The sequence below is a fragment of the Arthrobacter sp. D2-10 genome (assembly GCF_054161285.1).
Genome location: NZ_CP096431.1, coordinates 2,061,163 through 2,076,073, shown reverse-complemented (window position 1 = coordinate 2,076,073; position 14,911 = coordinate 2,061,163). Strand labels below are relative to the sequence as shown.

Here is a 14,911-nt window from a genome sequence, read left to right as displayed (position 1 = left end):
CCTGAGTTTCGCCGCCGGTGCGTCGCAGAGGACGAGTGCCGCTACCGGTTCGATTCGGATTTGCGGTTCAGCCGGCGGGCAAGATCGATGACGGCGCCACCACCCAGCACTATCGAACCCGCCACCGCGGCCAGCATCAGGTAGAGCCAGACGACGCTTCCGACCGCATTCACCGGAACGCGAAGCATCTCGAACCACTCCAGCGACCCGCCGATCCAGAACGCTGCAACTGCCAGTATGACGATCACCGCCGGTGCGCAATCCCAGCGCATCACCCGCCGTACTGGTGGCTGATCCGTATGTACAAGTTGCTGCGTTCCCATGCATTCAAGTATTGAACAGCTAGCTGACTATTCCAGTGTGTGCGTCGTGTCGTTAGCGAATCGGCATGGGCTTGTTACCTGCGGTTCACCTGCCGGCGAAAGCCTCAGGCGGCGGCATCGATGAGTGGCCTTCCGGAGTGGAGGTTCGCCTCGAGGCTGGCGAACCAGTTGCGCGCCGTCGTGCAGTAGGGCGGCCTGAAGGAATAGATACAGGCGAGCCGCAGCGCGGTCGCCGCGGCATAGGCGTTCAGACGTGCCTCTGGAACTTGGAGCGAGTCAGCGACCACGCGAATGTTGTGCTTCCCCACTGTGGCGGCGCCGGTTCCAAGCAGTCCCTGCGCTACCCGGAAGTCCAGATGCACCGACAGGTTCGCCAGATCCAGAGCGGGTTCGGCCACCGTCAAGGTGTCACAGTCAATCACTCCGACAGAACCGGTTTCAGGATCAGCCAGGATCTGTTTGTCATGCAGGTCGCGGTGAGCCACACCGGTGGAGGAGCCCGCGGCCGCCAGCGATCGCGCGACCAGAGCCAACGCGCCGCTGACGCGGTCCTCCGGCAAGTGAAGTGCACCCGTCGACATTGCGAGACTCGTCCAGCGCTTAACTGTGGCAATTTCATCGGTGGCAGTGTAGCTGCCCGAGACGGCTGGTATCACTGCGCCCGCCGCTTCCACAAATGCCGGCCATCGATCCGCCCACAGCTTCCAGGCCTGTCCCCACTGGTTATGTTGCAGAGAGTCGTGTTCGGCTGGGTGGTTGGGTGGGGCGGGGCTGTTGGGTTGCGCTGGGACGCCAGCATCGGCCGGCGTATCGGTTGGTCCAACGTCAGAGTCGGGCAGTCTCCGCCCCAGCTCAAACAGGCTCAGACCGGGAACCGCCGTAAGGGTGAGACCGAAATCATCGGAGGCGACGACGTCGGGCACGGCCAATCCGGACGCGGCGAGGCAGGTTGCCGCCGCCCGGTGCGCGTCCGCAACCGAGCGGGCCTTCCCGCCCGCGACGAACTTGCGGTACTGCCCGTCCGTCCGCACAACGGCGCGTCGCTTCAGCCGGTGCACCAACAGTTCACCCGCGGGAGCGTCCGGAGTCAGACCGGGGAGAGAGGCATCGGTGCGGAAAGGCACCAGCAACGTTCGGCCTCGGGCATCGATCCGACCCGCCCGAACCTTACCGCTGCTTCTTTCCCGGCCCTCGATGGTCAGGCTGCCGTCGTGGCGCGGCCAGGCGCGGAGGACCTGCACGTGCTTTCCCTGCTCATCCACAAGCTCGTCGGGAATTATCACCACAACACTTCCTCAATCATTTCGAGGCGGTGTTCCAACTGCGCGTGCCAGTCGGGCGAGCAGGCACGAAAGGGCTCCCTGAGGCGGTTCAGGAGGTAGAAGCAGGTCCACCCCAGCACCTCGGACTCATTCACGGTGGTGGGACCCACGCCGTATCCGTCAAGCAGAGCGGCCGTGCGTGGCAGCGTGAGGATGGTACGGCGGTCGACCTGCTGGGCGCCCAGCGCTTCGACGGCGGCAAAGCTGCCAAGATCAGAGGCGGCCGCACCGTAGGAACACCGCTCGAAATCAATGAGCCGCACACTCTTGCCGTCCATCAGCACCTGATCGGCGGAAAAGTCGCCGTGGATGACGGCAGCCCGGCCGGGCCGCCGCAGCAGCTGCTCAAGTTGAGCCTGCACGCGGGCAAGACGGTCGTGGTTTTCCGGCATCAGTACAGTGTTCTCCCTGACGAGTGAGCGCAACCGTCCGGCAGGGGCACGCCAGGACAGCGTCGCGTGAATCGGCGGTTGCGCGTGCAGCAAGGCGAGCGCCGCCCCCGCCTGACGAGCGGCTTGTTCTCCATCCTCATGCGGGAGGCTGCTGAGGTCCCCATTGCCGTACCACGGCAGGTACTCCACGTGGCGCCCGGACGGTAACTGCGACGGGAGGTCAGCCGGATCAACGGGAACCAGTACCGGGACTCCGCCCGCTGCGAGCTCGGAGAGCATCCCGCGCGTCACCGACGGCGTGGACGACCCTGCACGGCCGACAAGACGGAGGCCGCCGGAAACCGTCAGCCCGAAGACGACGCGGCGGAAAGGGTTGTATTTCAGCACCTGCACCCGGGGCCAGAGCGGGGAGGGCGCAGCACGGCGGAAAGGCCGAAGAGTTGCATACAGGCGCGGATCGAGCGGCACGGGGCCGCTCGCCAGCACACCGTCGTCGAGCACGAAGCGCTCCAGATCGAGGTTGTGCGTCAGCGCGCGCCGGAAAGTCTTCTCCAGTTTCACCGACGTGTCCGTCGCGTAGAGGGCAAGCCAGCGGACGCCGTCGTCGTCGTGCAACCTCGCTACGGCGGAGGTGGCGCGCTTCCAGCGCAGGTGGTTCACTTTCACCGGGCGGCCGAACAGGGTGCTCAGTGAATCAGGATCGAAGAGCAGTTCGAGGGAGTTCAACCGGGGATCGAGGGGAGTACGCACGCGACTCACTGCGCACTCCCAACCGGGGCAGAGCGGACCCGGTCCTGCCCAGACCGCCGTTGTTCGTCCACCCACCGTGCAAACATCGGATACTTCATCAGTTCCTCAGCGGAGCCGTCCAGCAGTATCCGGCCATCCTGGAGCCAGAGAATCCGGTCGCTCTTCAGCGCAACTGACGCTTCATGGGTAACGGTCACCGTGGTCCGGCCGGCACTCAGCGACGCGAGCGCTTCGAGCACGTCCGTCCTTGCGCCGTGGTCGAGGCCCGTGGTGACCTCGTCCAGAAGGACGACGGGGGTGTTCCGCAGAATGGCACGGGCAATAGCGATGCGCTGCCGCTGGCCTCCGGACAGGGTTCCGCCGCGCTCGCCGACGGCGGTGTCATAACCGTCGGGGAAGCTGGTGATGAAGCCATGCGCCTGTGCGAGCCTGGCGGCTTGTTCGACATCCTCATCGGTGGCGGAGAGGCGGCCGAAGCGAATATTCTCGCGGATGGTTCCGGTGAACAGAACCGCTTCCTGAAGAACCAGGCTCACGTTGGAGCGCAGGGATGCAAGAGTGATGTCCGTCAGGTTCACGCCGTCCAGATGGACCGAGCCTTTCTCGGGATCCATCGTTCTGACAATGAGGGAGAGCAGCGTCGACTTGCCGGATCCCGAGGGCCCTACGATGGCCGTGTTCCGCCCCTCCTGCAGGCTGAGCGTCAGGTCGGAGAGCACGGTTCTGCCGTTGTAGGACGCGGTGACACTCCTGAACTCCAGTTCCCCCCACACCTTGCCGAGCGGAAGCGCAGTGGGGGAATCGACGATATCCACCTCCTCCTCGAGCAGTTCAGCCACTCGTTCGCCTGAGGCTGTCGCGCGGGCAATCCGTCCCGTGTACTTCGCAAGGTCCCTCAGCGGTTTCATTGCAGTCTTGAGATACATCAGGAAAAGCACCAGATCACCCGGAGTCATAACCCCCTGAACCACCCGCCAGCCACCGCCTGCAAGGACGACGGCGGTAGCAACGCCCACTATCACGTCAGTCCTGCGCTCCAGGGCAGCCGCCAGCCGACGGGAGCGGACGCCCTCCTTCAGCGTTTTCTGGTTGCTGCTTCCGAAACGGTCCGAGAGCGTGCGTTCCAGACCGTAGGTCTGTACCACCCGTATCGCGCCAAGGCTCTCCTGCGCGGTGTTGGCCAGAGAGCCTTCACCTTTGCGCGTCTTGCGTGCCGCGACGGTGATCTTGTCCGTGCTCATTCTGGAGAGGAGAAGGAAACCCGCGCATGCGGCGATCACCACGAGAGCCAGCAGCGGATCAAGCCAGAACATGACGCCTGCCATCGCCACGAGCGTGATGCAGTTGGCCAGTAGCGGCATCCCCGCGGTGACGGCGACCTCCTGGAGTCGCCCGACGTCGCCGACCAGGCGCTGGACGGTGTCGCCGGTGCGGTTGGCAGAGTGGAAGCGTGCGGACAGTGACTGCACGTGGTTGAAGACACTGGCGCGCAGCTTTGTCGCAACGCGCGAACCCACGAGGGCGAAGGCAAGGGTTGCGAAGAAGTTGCAGACCGCACGCATACCAGTGAAAAAGACAAGCGCAGCGCCGCATGCCAGAAGGAGCATTGGCGTCGCTTCGGGGCCTGTGCCGGCGAGATCTGCGCCGAGGCTGCGCGTTACGGCGTCCACGACGAACTTGACCGGCCACGGCTCGAGAACCCGGAAAGCCACCTCGCACAGCAGCACGAGGACGCCGCCGATCATGAGTAGTCCCTGGCCGCCCAGATGGGGCCTGATAACCCCAAGCGTGCGGCGCAGGGCGGACTTGTCCGGGATTTCGGGCCGAGCGGAGGTCATGCATACACCTCCTCTGTGATGCGGTCCAGAACGGTGTCCCAACTGTGGTGTTCGGTAGCGGCCCGCCTCGCTGCGGAGGACATTGCGGCCCTGGCCAGAGGCGCGGCCGCGAGTCCGTCGAGCGCTTGGGCGAGCGCCGCGGGATCTGATGGTTCGACGAGGAGCCCGGTGACGCCGTCGTCAATGATGTGCGGCACCTGTCCCACCCGGGAGGCAACCACCGGCAGCCCAGCGGCGCAGTACTCATAGATCTTCAGCGGCGAGAAGTACTGGTCACTCTCGGCGGAGGTCTGCGGATACGGCGCTGCTGCGATGGAACATCCGGCAAGGACGCCGGGCACCATTTCGGGTGCTACGGCGCCGGTGAATTCCACGTCGGCGTGGACGCTTGCGGCCAGGCTGCGAAGTTCGGCACCCTGGGGGCCGTCCCCGACGATCCGCAGTGTCCACTCACGGGATCCGGAGGCTTGTGCCTTGATCAGCGTTTCAACCCCGTGCCAGGGCTTGAGTGTCCCAACGAAGGCAACAACAGGCATGCCGGGTGCCTCTTCGCTCGGGCGGATGCGTCTCACGTTGACGCCGTTGGCAACCGTTCTGATCCGCTCGTGGTGTTCCTCGCCCACACGGGCCTGCACCCAGGCTGTCACCGGGTCCGAGACACAGACAGTGCGTGCAGCGGCGGCGACCTGCGCCCGCAGCGCAGTCAGGGCAGCCGCTTCGTCATGCAATGTCCGGTGAATCCGTTGTTCATCGATCAGCGGTGCGTTGACCTCGAGGAAGCCGGGGACCCCGAGCCGTTCAGTCACGCGTGCGAGGGCATCACTGAACAGGGAGTAACGCTCATACACCGCGCTCGCGCCATCCTTCACCACGCGCTCGGCGAGCTCCGCAGCAGCCTGTGCCTGGGAAGCCTCCCTGTCGGCGCCTTTACCCTTCACCGGTACGACGACGACGGGCAGGTCCGCAAGGTCTGCAGGGATGTCATCGCCGGGCCGGGTGCAGTAGACCGTCACCTCGGCGCCCCGGTTGCGCCAGGCCCGCACGATCTCCTGCACGTGCACGGAAGCTCCCTTGGTGCCGAACACCGGTACGCCCGGATCCACACACACATAGGCGATCCGCTTCATGGGGCCACCACCTCAAGGGCGGAGGCCGGTGACGAGGCCGGTGACGACGGTGAAGCGGTGAAGCGACCGGGATCCGCAGCCGCGGCGCTGCACAATTCCTGAAGCCGAACGGACTGGACCCGCGAATCAAAGGATCGTTCAATCAGTGCGCGGGCAGAGCGCGCTGTTTCCACCCGGGGGAAGGGGTGCGAGGCCACGGTGGCCAGGGCATGGGTCAGGTCCTCGAGGTTCCCCGCGCGGACGAGCAACCCGGTGCTGCTGCCGTCGTCACCTGCGAGTACCTCCGGTATCCCGGTCGCATCGGAGCCGATGCAGACCACGCCCATTGCCATGGCTTCAAGCAGTACGGTCGGCAGACCGTCCGCGTTTCCGTCCGCACCGATCACGCACGGCGCCGCAAAAACGTCCGCCCAGCGCAGCAGCTCTATCACTTCGCTCTGTGTTCGGGGGCCGAGAAGCTGGATGTGCCCCTCCAGATCGAGCAGCCTGATACGTGCGGTCAGTTCTTCGGCCAGCTCGCCGCCGCCGGCGATGCGGACGTCGACCTGTTGCCCGGCGCGCACCAGTGCACTCACAGCATCGATCAGGACGGAGAAGCCCTTCTTTTCGACCAGCCTGCCGACGGCGGCGATCCGGAACGGCGTATGGACGGGTGCCGGATCTCTGTACGCGAAGCGGTCGAGCTCCAGCCCGTTGTAGACCCGGTGGAGCCGACCCGACGCGGCCGGAGCAAGGGTCGAGAGGTAACGGTGGTTGAAATCGCTCACCGTGACGGTGTGGTGGGCGTCCTGCATCAGCCGGATGAGGGCGGCCTGGTCGACCTGCTCGTGGTAGATGTCCTTTGCGTGCGCTGTGAAGGAGAAGGGGACGCCTGCAAGCACCGATGCGATGCGCGCGGTCCGTGCCGCGATCGAACCGAAATGTGCGTGCAGGTGGGTGATCCCGCGCTCCACAACGCGGGTGGCGAGTTCCACGCCCTGGTGCACCTCGGAGGCTTCGCACTCGGCAAGATCGGGCAGCAGCGCAGCGAACCGCTGGGCGAAGTTCGGGATGACACTGTGTGCGGCCACGATGATTGCCCAACCTTCGGACAGCTTGTGGGGACGCGTCACGTAGGTGACCGGTGCCTGCACCCGCGCCAGTTCGGGGTGGAACCGCGGGTCCACAGGCGGGCGGAGGGAATAGATCTCCAGATTCTCCCCCGCTGCCTCCCGTGCCAGGATCTCGGTAACGATGAAAGTTTCCGAGAAGCGCGGATAGATTTTGACGACGTAGCCGACGCGCCCGGTGCTAGACAGCTGCATGATGGGTCCAATCCGTTCGTCGGGGCGTGGTCTTCGTCTGCCGGGTGAGGAGGTCGGCGGCGTACTCGTAGGTTGTCGCCAGGCCGTCAAGGTTCACTCCGTTCCGGGCGACCTGCCGCCCGGCCACCTCCAGCCACCAGGCGGACAATACGCTGGACGTGAACTCATCGGGATGGCAGAAATCGAGCAATTGATGGCGTGCGAGACCGCGAGCCCGGATCAGCTGCTCCCGGCGCGGCTGCACCCGGGGCACGATCAGGGCCGGGGTAGTGGTGCTCATGATTTCGCAGACGGTGTTGTAACCGCCCATCGCGACGACGGCGGCCGCGGACTCGATCTCGGCGAGTGCGTCGCGGACGGAGCCAACAACGTGCGTTCCGGGACCGGCGGCCGCTTCCACCTTCGCGCGGTCGTCCTTTGGCATCTGCGGCCCGGTGACGATGAGGTGTTCAAGCCCTGAAGGCAGTGCCGCCCGCGCAGCAGTCAGGGTGACGTCAAGGCCATCCGAGCCGCCCCCTGCCATGGTGACCACGAAGGGGATAGCAGTAGAACCGGTACGACGGCGCACCGGGCGCCCCCGGGAAAGGTAGCCGGTGTGCCGCACCAGGTGGGCGAGGGGCGGGGGGATCTCTCCGCTGCGTACCGGGTCGTGTACCACCGGGTCTCCGTAAACCCAGAGCTCATCGAAGCACCGACGCACCTGCTCAAGGTCCAGGGCTTCCCATTCCCGGCGGGCCGCCGCCGGCTGGTCGAGGACTTCACGCAGCCCGAGCACCACTCGGCAGGAAGGCCGCTTGCGCCGCAGCCGCTCCAATCCGTCGACCAGTTCATGGTCGACGCCGAATGGGTGCCGGTCCACGAGGACGAGGTGCGGACGGAAGTCAGTGAGCACCGCGGAAATGAGGGATGACCGGAGTTTGATCATTTTTGTCTGCTTCAGCGCGAGGTTCCGGGGCAGATAACCATCGGCGCCCTTGGCGATCCCGGGCACAACCACCCAGTCCCACCCCTCAGGGGCATCGAATCGGGTAGCCCCTGCGACTCCCGTGACGAGCACGCCGCTGACCTTTTGTCCGGCCCGCTTGAAGCTGCCGGTGAGTGAGTGGGCGAGGGCTAGATTGCGTCGGGTGTGGCCCAAGCCCTGGGAGTCGTGGGAGTACAGGACCACGCGCAGTGTTCGGGGTGTGTGCGATGCGGCTTTGGCGACCCCGACGTCACTTGTCTTCATTGCGTGACCAACCTTCCCCGCGACCTTCGTCAGGTATGACCGCAGGTTCCCCATTTAGCCAGCCGGCCATGAGATGTTTGTGAGCCATTCATGAGAGAGCTCTCATGTCGGCATCCCCGCATCCGCCGCAGGAAAGCACCGCAGGCAGAGCAGTGCCCGCCCAACCTGCGGCATCAGCGCAGGTTGAGCGGGCACTAGCTAACCGCATGCTCCAACAACCCCTATCTGGGCTGGTAGGAGAGGCAATCCGCGAGATCCGCGCCGGACCCGATCTTTACGTCGTGTTTGTTGCACATGAGGTGACTGTTGTGGACGCATTCGGTGCGCTGACAGGCACCGACGTGAGCCAGGATCATGGGCAGTCCGCCCGTCTCAGACGTGTCGATGAAGGTGGCGCAGGAGGCATGCTCCGGACTTCCGCTGACCGTGATGGCGTAGGCCGTGCAGCCGTCATGGTTGAAGGCGCAGTTGTGAACGCTGCAATCGGATACTTCCGTGATTTCCGCTGTCATGATTCCTCCGTGGTGGTGGTTCGGAAACTGTCCTACCCGTGCTGTCATTCAACGGTACTGCGGCTTCGGCTCGATGACACCGGTTCAATAGCGCATGATCCTTGCGCGTAAATCACGGCTGAAGCCTCGCGAAATCCTCGTAGTCGGGGCCGGTGAGGATGGCCGCAGGATGGGGCCCGGCAGCCGTCAGTGCTGACGTCCATTCCGAGTCCCACCGCTGGCTTGCCGCGAGGACGATATTGCCGGCGCGCCGGCCGGTGAACATACCGGTCTCTGCCAGCGCAGCGACGTCGTACGACGTGTCCTGCAGCAGGCGCGCCTGTTCACGCGCGAAGGCAAGCGGTGGATCGTCACCGACGTTCACCAGTGCCACTCCGCCTGGCCCGACCGCCCGCGTGAGAAGGGCGTACACCTCTGGGGTGGCAAGCTCGGTTGCACCGTCAGCGCCGGAGAAAACGTCGAGGACCACGGCATCGAAAGCTCCTGCATCGCTGGCCTCAAGGGTGTCGCGGGCGTCTTCGATCAAGAGCTCACAGTCCGTGCCCGGCGGCAGGGGCAGGTGTTCCAGGACGAATGCGAGCAGCTCCCGTTCGCGCTCAACAGCAACCTGGCGGGATCCCGGCCGGGTTGCCTGAATGTAGCGCGCAAGGGTCAGCGCGCCGGCTCCCAGGTGCAGGATACGGACGGGCTCGCCCTCGGGCTTGAATACATCGAGGACGTTGGCGATCCTGCGCAGGTACTCATAGAACACGTTCCGCGGATCGGCCAGATCCACGTGCGACTGCTGCGCCCCGCCGATGCTGAGGATGAACGCGCCCTCATTGAAGGCGTCGCCGTCGATCTCGGCGTGCGCACCTGCGCTGCGCAGGTACCTCGAGGGAACGCTCATATCCTGTCCCGGAGCGTTGCCAGGCGCTGCGCCGCGTCGGTCAGCACTTCTTCCTTCTTGCAAAACGCGAACCGGAGCAGCGACCGCGTACGGCGCGCGCCGTCCTCGTGGCAGAACACCGGTATGGGAATGGCTGCCACACCAACAAGTTCAGGCAGACGCCGGGCCAGGGCCGTGGCATCCGTGATGCCCAGAGGTTCCGCGTCCACCACAGTGAAGTAGGTTGCCTGTGGTGTGTAGACCTCGAAGCCCGCGGCGCGCAGGCCAACTGCGAGTACATCCCGCTTGTGCCGCAGGGAGTCGGCGATCGAGTGGTAAAACTCATCGTCCATGCCCAGACCCAGCGCGACCGCCGGTTGGAACGGGGTGCCGGAGCTGTAACTCAGGAAGGATTTCACGCTGCGTACAGCGTCCACGAGGACCTGCGGACCGGTCAGCCAGCCGACCTTCCAGCCGGTGACGGAGAATGTCTTCCCCGCTGACGAAATGGAGACAGTGCGCTCCCAGGCGCCAGGAAGCGTGGCGAGGGGGATGTGCTGTTGCTCGAAGGTCAGATGTTCGTACACCTCGTCGGTCACGATGATCGCACCGAACCGTTCCGCCAACTCGACCACGCGTTCGAGTGACTCCCGGGAAAAGACCGTGCCCATCGGATTGTGCGGGTTGTTCACGACGATCACCCGCGTCCGATCGCTCATGGCGGATTCCAGGGCGTCCAAGTCCGGCTGGAAATCGGGCGCCACCAGCGGCACAGTTGTGTGGCGTGCGCCGCTGAGACCGATGATCGCGCCGTAGGAGTCGTAGAACGGTTCGAACGTGAGAACCTCATCGCCCGGACCGGCAAACGCGAGTATCGATGCGGCGATCGCCTCGGTTGCTCCGGTGGAGACGGTTACCTCACGTTCGGGATCTATCGGCAGGCCGTAGAAACGTGACTGATGCGCCGCTATTGCCTCCCGCAGTTGCGGCATACCGCGGCCCGGTGCGTATTGGTTCATCCCCGAGGCGATGTTTTCGCGGGCCGAGTTCAGCAGCAGGTCGGGACCATCCTCGTCGGGGTAGCCCTGTCCGAGGTTGATTGCACCGTGCTGTGCAGCGAGCGCGGTAATCTCCTCGAAAATGACGGTACCCAGGCCGCCCTCGGGGGAGAGGAGATTGGCGCCCTGCGCAGTGCGCTGCCATCCCGAGAGCTGTCCAGTGTCCGCGGGTCGCTTCAATTCCATGTCGTCCAGTATGTCGAACCTCCACATCCGCGTGTGACTCCTCAGGCGCAGTGTGATGGCCACGCGGTAGATTCGTACCATGCGCCGAGCAGTCTGCCCCGGATCCTTTGACCCAATTCACAACGGTCACCTTGAAGTCATTGCACGTGCCGCGAGTCTTTTCGATGAAGTGATCGTGGCGGTGTCTACCAACTATGCGAAGAAGTACCGCTTTGAGCTCGAGGAGCGGCTGGAGATCGCCAGCGAAACCCTCACCTATCTTCGAGGTGTGTCCGTCATGCCGATGGGCGGCGGTTTGCTGGCGGAGTTCTGTCGGGAGAACGGAGCGAACCTGATCGTCAAGGGGGTGCGTTCCAGCGCCGACTTCGACTATGAGCTGCCGATGGCCACGATGAACCGCCAGCTGGCCGGTATCGAAACTGTCTTCATCCCTGCAGAGGCGAGCTATTCCCACCTGTCGTCCACCCTGTTGAAGGAAGTGGCTGCTCTCGGCGGAGACATCTCGCCCTTCGTGCCGAAAGCGGTTCTCAAAAGACTGAAGGACACAACCGCGTGAAAACACGGCGGCGCCAGTACAATCAACACTCCTGGGCCAGCCGGAATAGAAGGACGAACAGTGGGCAAGAGCCGCATCAAACCGGAGGATCCGTTCCCGGAGAACCTGAATCAGTTGGAGGACCACGAGGTTGAGGTGCTCAACAGCAAGGTGCACCGCCAGCTTGAGGTCGAGTACTTGCAGGAGGGTTCTCCTGAACCCGAGACCGAGCACCGCAGGGAAGAGCTGAACGAGGAACTCGATGATAGAGACCTCCTGGACGAGGCCTCCGTCCAGGCGATGGGAAGCTCCGCGGGAAGCGGTACCGGACCCGCGCAGGGGGCATCACACGACTTCGGAGCTTCCAATGCCGGAGATGCTGATCAGCGCAGGTAGACGCTGACCTCTGCCGACTTCACGCTGAAGAATGCCTCCACTCCGGGCTCCACATCAAGCTCCGCCGCCGATGCCGTGGTGATTTCCGCGCTCAGATGACCGGCCCGCACGGTCGTCCGGGCTCCGTGTTGCTCGAGGTCGGTGATCGTCACAGCCAGGACATTGCGCGGGCTGCCCGTTGGCCGTGCCCGGTGCACCGCCACCGCCCGTGGACTGAAGATGGCAGCGGCTTCCTCCCCGAGGGGAAGTTCCTCGTCCATCATGGCGGCAAGATGCAGGCCGGTGGGTGTGAGCACACCGTCGGGGACCGTCGTGCCCGTTATCAGGTTCACGCCCGCCAGACTCGCTGCGAAACTGCTTCTGGGCCGTTCCAGGACTGATCGGGTAGGCCCGTCCTCCACAATGCGCCCCCCGTCAATCACGATCACCCGGTCCGCGAGCAGCAGGGCGTCCACCATGTCATGCGTGACGATGATCGCGCTGCGACCATCAAGCACCCGTCGCAGGGTCCTGCGCAGCATGGGGGCAACCGATATGTCCAGTGCAGCCAACGGCTCATCCAGGAGGAGGAGCGAAGGTTCGGTCGCGAGCGCGCGCGCCACAGCCACCCGCTGTGCCTGCCCGCCGGAGAGGCTCGCCGGCCGGCGGTCGGCGAGTGAGGCGGCATCGACCTCGCCCAGCCAGCGGTGTGCCCTCGCACGGGCCAGCTTGCGCGGGACACCTGCGCACCTCGGCCCGAATGCGACGTTCTCCAGAACGGAGAGGTGCGGGAAAAGCAACGCCTCCTGCGCCAGGAGCCCGACCCCGCGTGCATACGGCGGCAGCGACGCGCCGCCGTCGTACAGGGTTTTTCCATCAAGCACGGCTGAGCCGTGATCGGGGCGGACAAGTCCCGCCAGTACACCGAGGAGGGTCGACTTGCCGGCGCCATTGGGACCCATCACCGCAACCGTCTCGCCTGTTGCGACAGAGAGGCGTACGTCAACGTTGCGTGCATCGATCCTCGCGCTGCACTCAAGGCTCACGGGCATCGCCCTCCTGAATACGGTGTGCCAGAGCGACCACTATGACGGCGACAGCCACAAGCACGAGGGACAGTGCGACGGCGGCATCCGCATCCGTCTCACGCTGCAGGTAGATCTCAAGCGGCAGGGTGCGGGTGACGCCCTGCAGGCTGCCGGCGAAGGTCAGCGTCGCTCCGAATTCACCAAGAGCACGGGCAAAAGACAGCACCGCACCCGCGACGATACCTGGCCCTACAAGACGAAGGCTGACCCGGAGGAGGACCGTGGTTGGACGTGCGCCTAGCGTCGCTGCGACTGTTTCGTACCGGGTGCCGGCTGTGCGCAGGGCTCCCTCCAGACTGAGCACGAGGAAGGGCAGGGCGACGAAGGTCTGGGCGAGCACGACGGCGGTCGTGGAGAACGCAATGTCCACACCGAGGACGCGCAGTGACTCCCCGAGCAGGCCCTGGCGCCCGAAGGTGTACAGCAACGCTATGCCTCCGACCACCGGCGGCAGCACCAGGGGCAACAGGACAAGCGCACGTAGCACGCGCTGGCCCCAGAAGCGTGTTCGGGCGAGGGCGAAAGCCAGGGGAACGCCGAGAAGCACACACAGCACGGTGCTGGTTGCCGACGTCTGGAGGCTGAGGAGCAAGGCAGCGGTGGAGGAGTCGGACGTGATCAACTCACCGAAGCGCAGCCACTCCACCCGGAGCACGATGGCTGCGAGCGGCAGGACCAGGAACAGGGCTCCAGCTGCAGCGACGGCGATGAGCCACCGGGGAACGCCGGAGTAGGCTGCATTCACTGTTTCTGGTTCCCGAAGCCATAGGCGGAGAGAACATCCCGCCCGCGCTCGCCGGCTACCAGGTCCGCGAATTCCGTCGCCAGGTTTCCCGGGCGGACCACCGCGATGGGGTACAGGTTCTCGGCCTGCTTTGCTTCATTGATCGGCACCGCATCGACCGAGTCTTCGGCAGCCTTTGCGTCGGTGACGTAGACCAGACCGGCGTCGGCCTGGCCGGAGGATACCTTTCCAACCACATCGGTGACGGAGGACTCCTCACTGACGGGGTTGAGGGAAACGGCGGCCGCCTGTTGCAGTGTCTCCGCCGCGCTGCCGCAGGGCACCTGCGGGGCGCACAACACCACGGAGACTGCTGGATCGGCCAGCGAGTCCAGGGAGTCGATGCCGAGTGGGTTCCCCTCGCCCACGACGATCGTCAGCACATTCGTAGCGAAGACCCGCGCAGGGGAAGCGAGCAGGCCCTCGTCGGAAACGCGCTCCATAGTGGCCGGATTGGCCGAAGCGAAGACGTCCGCGGGCGCCCCCGCGATGATCTGCGTCGCAAGATCACTTGAACCGGCGAAATTCAGCTGCACGCTCACCCCGGGATTACTGTCTTCGAACTCCGATGCGAGGTCAGAAAAGGGGGCCTGGAGGGAAGCCGCGGCGTAGACGTTCAGAGTCTTCCCGGCCGCCGGTGCGCTACTGCCGCACCCGGTCAGCAACAGAACGACGACGGCGCTTACGGCTGTGGAGCGAAGCGGTCGCCTCATCGCGCACTCCTTGGTGAACGAGGCTCGAGGATCGCCTCGATGGGGGTTTCCACGATCACGTTGGTGGCCTTGACGATGGCGACCGCGACGACGCCCGGCTCTATACCCAACTCCCGCACCGCCTCAGTGCTCATCAGGGAAACAACCCGGTGCGGGCCGCACTGCAGCTCGACCTGGGACATCACCCTGTCACTCACCACACCCGTCACCAGACCGACAAAGCGGTTGCGGGCAGAGATCGCCACACTGGAGGGGTCCGAGGGGAGAACAGCGCGATCACGCGCCAACTGCGCCAGTTCCAGCCCGTCCACGGAAAGCACTCCCGAGGAGCGTGTGGCGTGGAGAGTCCCATCATCGATCCACCGACGCACCGTGTCCGAGCTGACCCCGAGGAACTGCGCCGCGTCGCGTACACGTATTTGAGCCATAATGGTAATCTTACAGCCGCGGATGCGTCGCCGTGCCGACTTTTCCGACCGATTCGTCCTGGTGGCGTGAGCCCATCGGC

The 14,911-nt window shown here is 65.0% G+C and carries 16 protein-coding genes; 2 read left to right on the top strand and 14 right to left on the bottom strand.

What is annotated here, in order from left to right:
- Positions 1–41: 41 nt before the first annotated feature.
- From M1D74_RS09680 to M1D74_RS09635, 10 genes are all read right to left on the bottom strand, one after another.
- Positions 42–323 carry a hypothetical protein gene (locus tag M1D74_RS09680; protein ID WP_458115184.1) on the bottom strand — a complete coding sequence of 94 codons (282 nt, stop codon included), beginning with the start codon at positions 321–323 and terminating at the stop codon, positions 42–44.
- Positions 324–427: 104 nt separating this feature from the next.
- Positions 428–1,609 (bottom strand): phosphotransferase, encoded by a 1,182-nt coding sequence (locus tag M1D74_RS09675; RefSeq protein ID WP_458115183.1) that lies wholly within the window; start codon positions 1,607–1,609, stop codon positions 428–430.
- On the bottom strand, positions 1,603–2,796 hold the full coding sequence (locus tag M1D74_RS09670) for a phosphotransferase (protein ID WP_458115182.1): 1,194 nt from the start codon (positions 2,794–2,796) through the stop codon (positions 1,603–1,605). The genes M1D74_RS09675 and M1D74_RS09670 overlap by 7 nt, the downstream gene beginning before the upstream one ends.
- A complete protein-coding gene (locus M1D74_RS09665; protein ID WP_458115181.1) occupies positions 2,793–4,625 on the bottom strand; it encodes an ABC transporter ATP-binding protein in 1,833 nt (610 codons plus the stop codon). The genes M1D74_RS09670 and M1D74_RS09665 overlap by 4 nt, the downstream gene beginning before the upstream one ends.
- Positions 4,622–5,752, bottom strand: a complete 1,131-nt coding sequence (locus M1D74_RS09660; RefSeq protein ID WP_458115180.1) for a glycosyltransferase family 4 protein — start codon at positions 5,750–5,752, stop codon at positions 4,622–4,624. Before M1D74_RS09660 ends, M1D74_RS09665 begins: the two co-directional genes overlap by 4 nt.
- Positions 5,749–7,056 (bottom strand): glycosyltransferase, encoded by a 1,308-nt coding sequence (locus M1D74_RS09655; RefSeq protein WP_458115179.1) that lies wholly within the window; start codon positions 7,054–7,056, stop codon positions 5,749–5,751. Before M1D74_RS09655 ends, M1D74_RS09660 begins: the two co-directional genes overlap by 4 nt.
- Complete coding sequence (locus M1D74_RS09650) at positions 7,043–8,284, bottom strand: glycosyltransferase family protein (RefSeq protein WP_458115178.1); 1,242 nt, start codon at positions 8,282–8,284, stop codon at positions 7,043–7,045. Before M1D74_RS09650 ends, M1D74_RS09655 begins: the two co-directional genes overlap by 14 nt.
- 221 nt (positions 8,285–8,505) lie before the next feature.
- Complete coding sequence (locus M1D74_RS09645) at positions 8,506–8,796, bottom strand: DUF1540 domain-containing protein (protein WP_309071896.1); 291 nt, start codon at positions 8,794–8,796, stop codon at positions 8,506–8,508.
- Positions 8,797–8,908: 112 nt separating this feature from the next.
- Positions 8,909–9,685 (bottom strand): spermidine synthase, encoded by a 777-nt coding sequence (locus M1D74_RS09640; protein WP_458115177.1) that lies wholly within the window; start codon positions 9,683–9,685, stop codon positions 8,909–8,911.
- Entirely contained in the window at positions 9,682–10,908 is a 1,227-nt protein-coding gene (locus M1D74_RS09635; protein ID WP_309071894.1) for an aminotransferase class I/II-fold pyridoxal phosphate-dependent enzyme, read from the bottom strand. The genes M1D74_RS09640 and M1D74_RS09635 overlap by 4 nt, the downstream gene beginning before the upstream one ends.
- A 79-nt stretch (positions 10,909–10,987) precedes the next feature.
- Between M1D74_RS09635 and coaD the strand changes: the two genes are divergently transcribed.
- Both coaD and M1D74_RS09625 read left to right on the top strand, forming a co-directional pair.
- Entirely contained in the window at positions 10,988–11,464 is a 477-nt protein-coding gene (coaD, locus tag M1D74_RS09630; protein ID WP_309071893.1) for a pantetheine-phosphate adenylyltransferase, read from the top strand.
- A 60-nt stretch (positions 11,465–11,524) separates the two neighbouring features.
- Positions 11,525–11,839 (top strand): hypothetical protein, encoded by a 315-nt coding sequence (locus M1D74_RS09625; protein ID WP_309071892.1) that lies wholly within the window; start codon positions 11,525–11,527, stop codon positions 11,837–11,839.
- Here M1D74_RS09625 and M1D74_RS09620 read toward each other — a convergent pair.
- From M1D74_RS09620 to M1D74_RS09605, 4 genes are read right to left on the bottom strand one after another with little or no spacing between them, the layout of a single operon-like run.
- Positions 11,827–12,864 (bottom strand): sulfate/molybdate ABC transporter ATP-binding protein, encoded by a 1,038-nt coding sequence (locus M1D74_RS09620; RefSeq protein WP_309071891.1) that lies wholly within the window; start codon positions 12,862–12,864, stop codon positions 11,827–11,829. The genes M1D74_RS09625 and M1D74_RS09620 overlap by 13 nt on opposite strands.
- A complete protein-coding gene (locus M1D74_RS09615; RefSeq protein ID WP_458115176.1) occupies positions 12,854–13,651 on the bottom strand; it encodes an ABC transporter permease in 798 nt (265 codons plus the stop codon). Before M1D74_RS09615 ends, M1D74_RS09620 begins: the two co-directional genes overlap by 11 nt.
- Positions 13,648–14,403: a molybdate ABC transporter substrate-binding protein gene (gene modA / locus M1D74_RS09610; protein WP_458115175.1), complete on the bottom strand. Its 756-nt coding sequence runs from the start codon at positions 14,401–14,403 to the stop codon at positions 13,648–13,650. The genes M1D74_RS09615 and modA overlap by 4 nt, the downstream gene beginning before the upstream one ends.
- Positions 14,400–14,831 (bottom strand): TOBE domain-containing protein, encoded by a 432-nt coding sequence (locus M1D74_RS09605; protein ID WP_309071888.1) that lies wholly within the window; start codon positions 14,829–14,831, stop codon positions 14,400–14,402. Before M1D74_RS09605 ends, modA begins: the two co-directional genes overlap by 4 nt.
- Positions 14,832–14,911 lie beyond the last annotated feature (80 nt).

Excerpts from the sequence above, each read along its gene's own strand:
- M1D74_RS09680 (WP_458115184.1), bottom strand. The coding sequence starts at position 323 with ATGGGAACGCAGCAACTTGTACATACGGATCAGCCACCAGTACGGCGG.
- M1D74_RS09665 (WP_458115181.1), bottom strand. The coding sequence starts at position 4,625 with ATGACCTCCGCTCGGCCCGAAATCCCGGACAAGTCCGCCCTGCGCCGC.
- M1D74_RS09660 (WP_458115180.1), bottom strand. The coding sequence starts at position 5,752 with ATGAAGCGGATCGCCTATGTGTGTGTGGATCCGGGCGTACCGGTGTTC.
- M1D74_RS09655 (WP_458115179.1), bottom strand. The coding sequence starts at position 7,056 with ATGCAGCTGTCTAGCACCGGGCGCGTCGGCTACGTCGTCAAAATCTAT.
- M1D74_RS09650 (WP_458115178.1), bottom strand. The coding sequence starts at position 8,284 with ATGAAGACAAGTGACGTCGGGGTCGCCAAAGCCGCATCGCACACACCC.
- M1D74_RS09645 (WP_309071896.1), bottom strand. The coding sequence starts at position 8,796 with ATGACAGCGGAAATCACGGAAGTATCCGATTGCAGCGTTCACAACTGC.
- M1D74_RS09640 (WP_458115177.1), bottom strand. The coding sequence starts at position 9,685 with ATGAGCGTTCCCTCGAGGTACCTGCGCAGCGCAGGTGCGCACGCCGAG.
- M1D74_RS09635 (WP_309071894.1), bottom strand. The coding sequence starts at position 10,908 with ATGGAATTGAAGCGACCCGCGGACACTGGACAGCTCTCGGGATGGCAG.
- coaD (WP_309071893.1), top strand. The coding sequence starts at position 10,988 with ATGCGCCGAGCAGTCTGCCCCGGATCCTTTGACCCAATTCACAACGGT.
- modA (WP_458115175.1), bottom strand. The coding sequence starts at position 14,403 with ATGAGGCGACCGCTTCGCTCCACAGCCGTAAGCGCCGTCGTCGTTCTG.
- M1D74_RS09605 (WP_309071888.1), bottom strand. The coding sequence starts at position 14,831 with ATGGCTCAAATACGTGTACGCGACGCGGCGCAGTTCCTCGGGGTCAGC.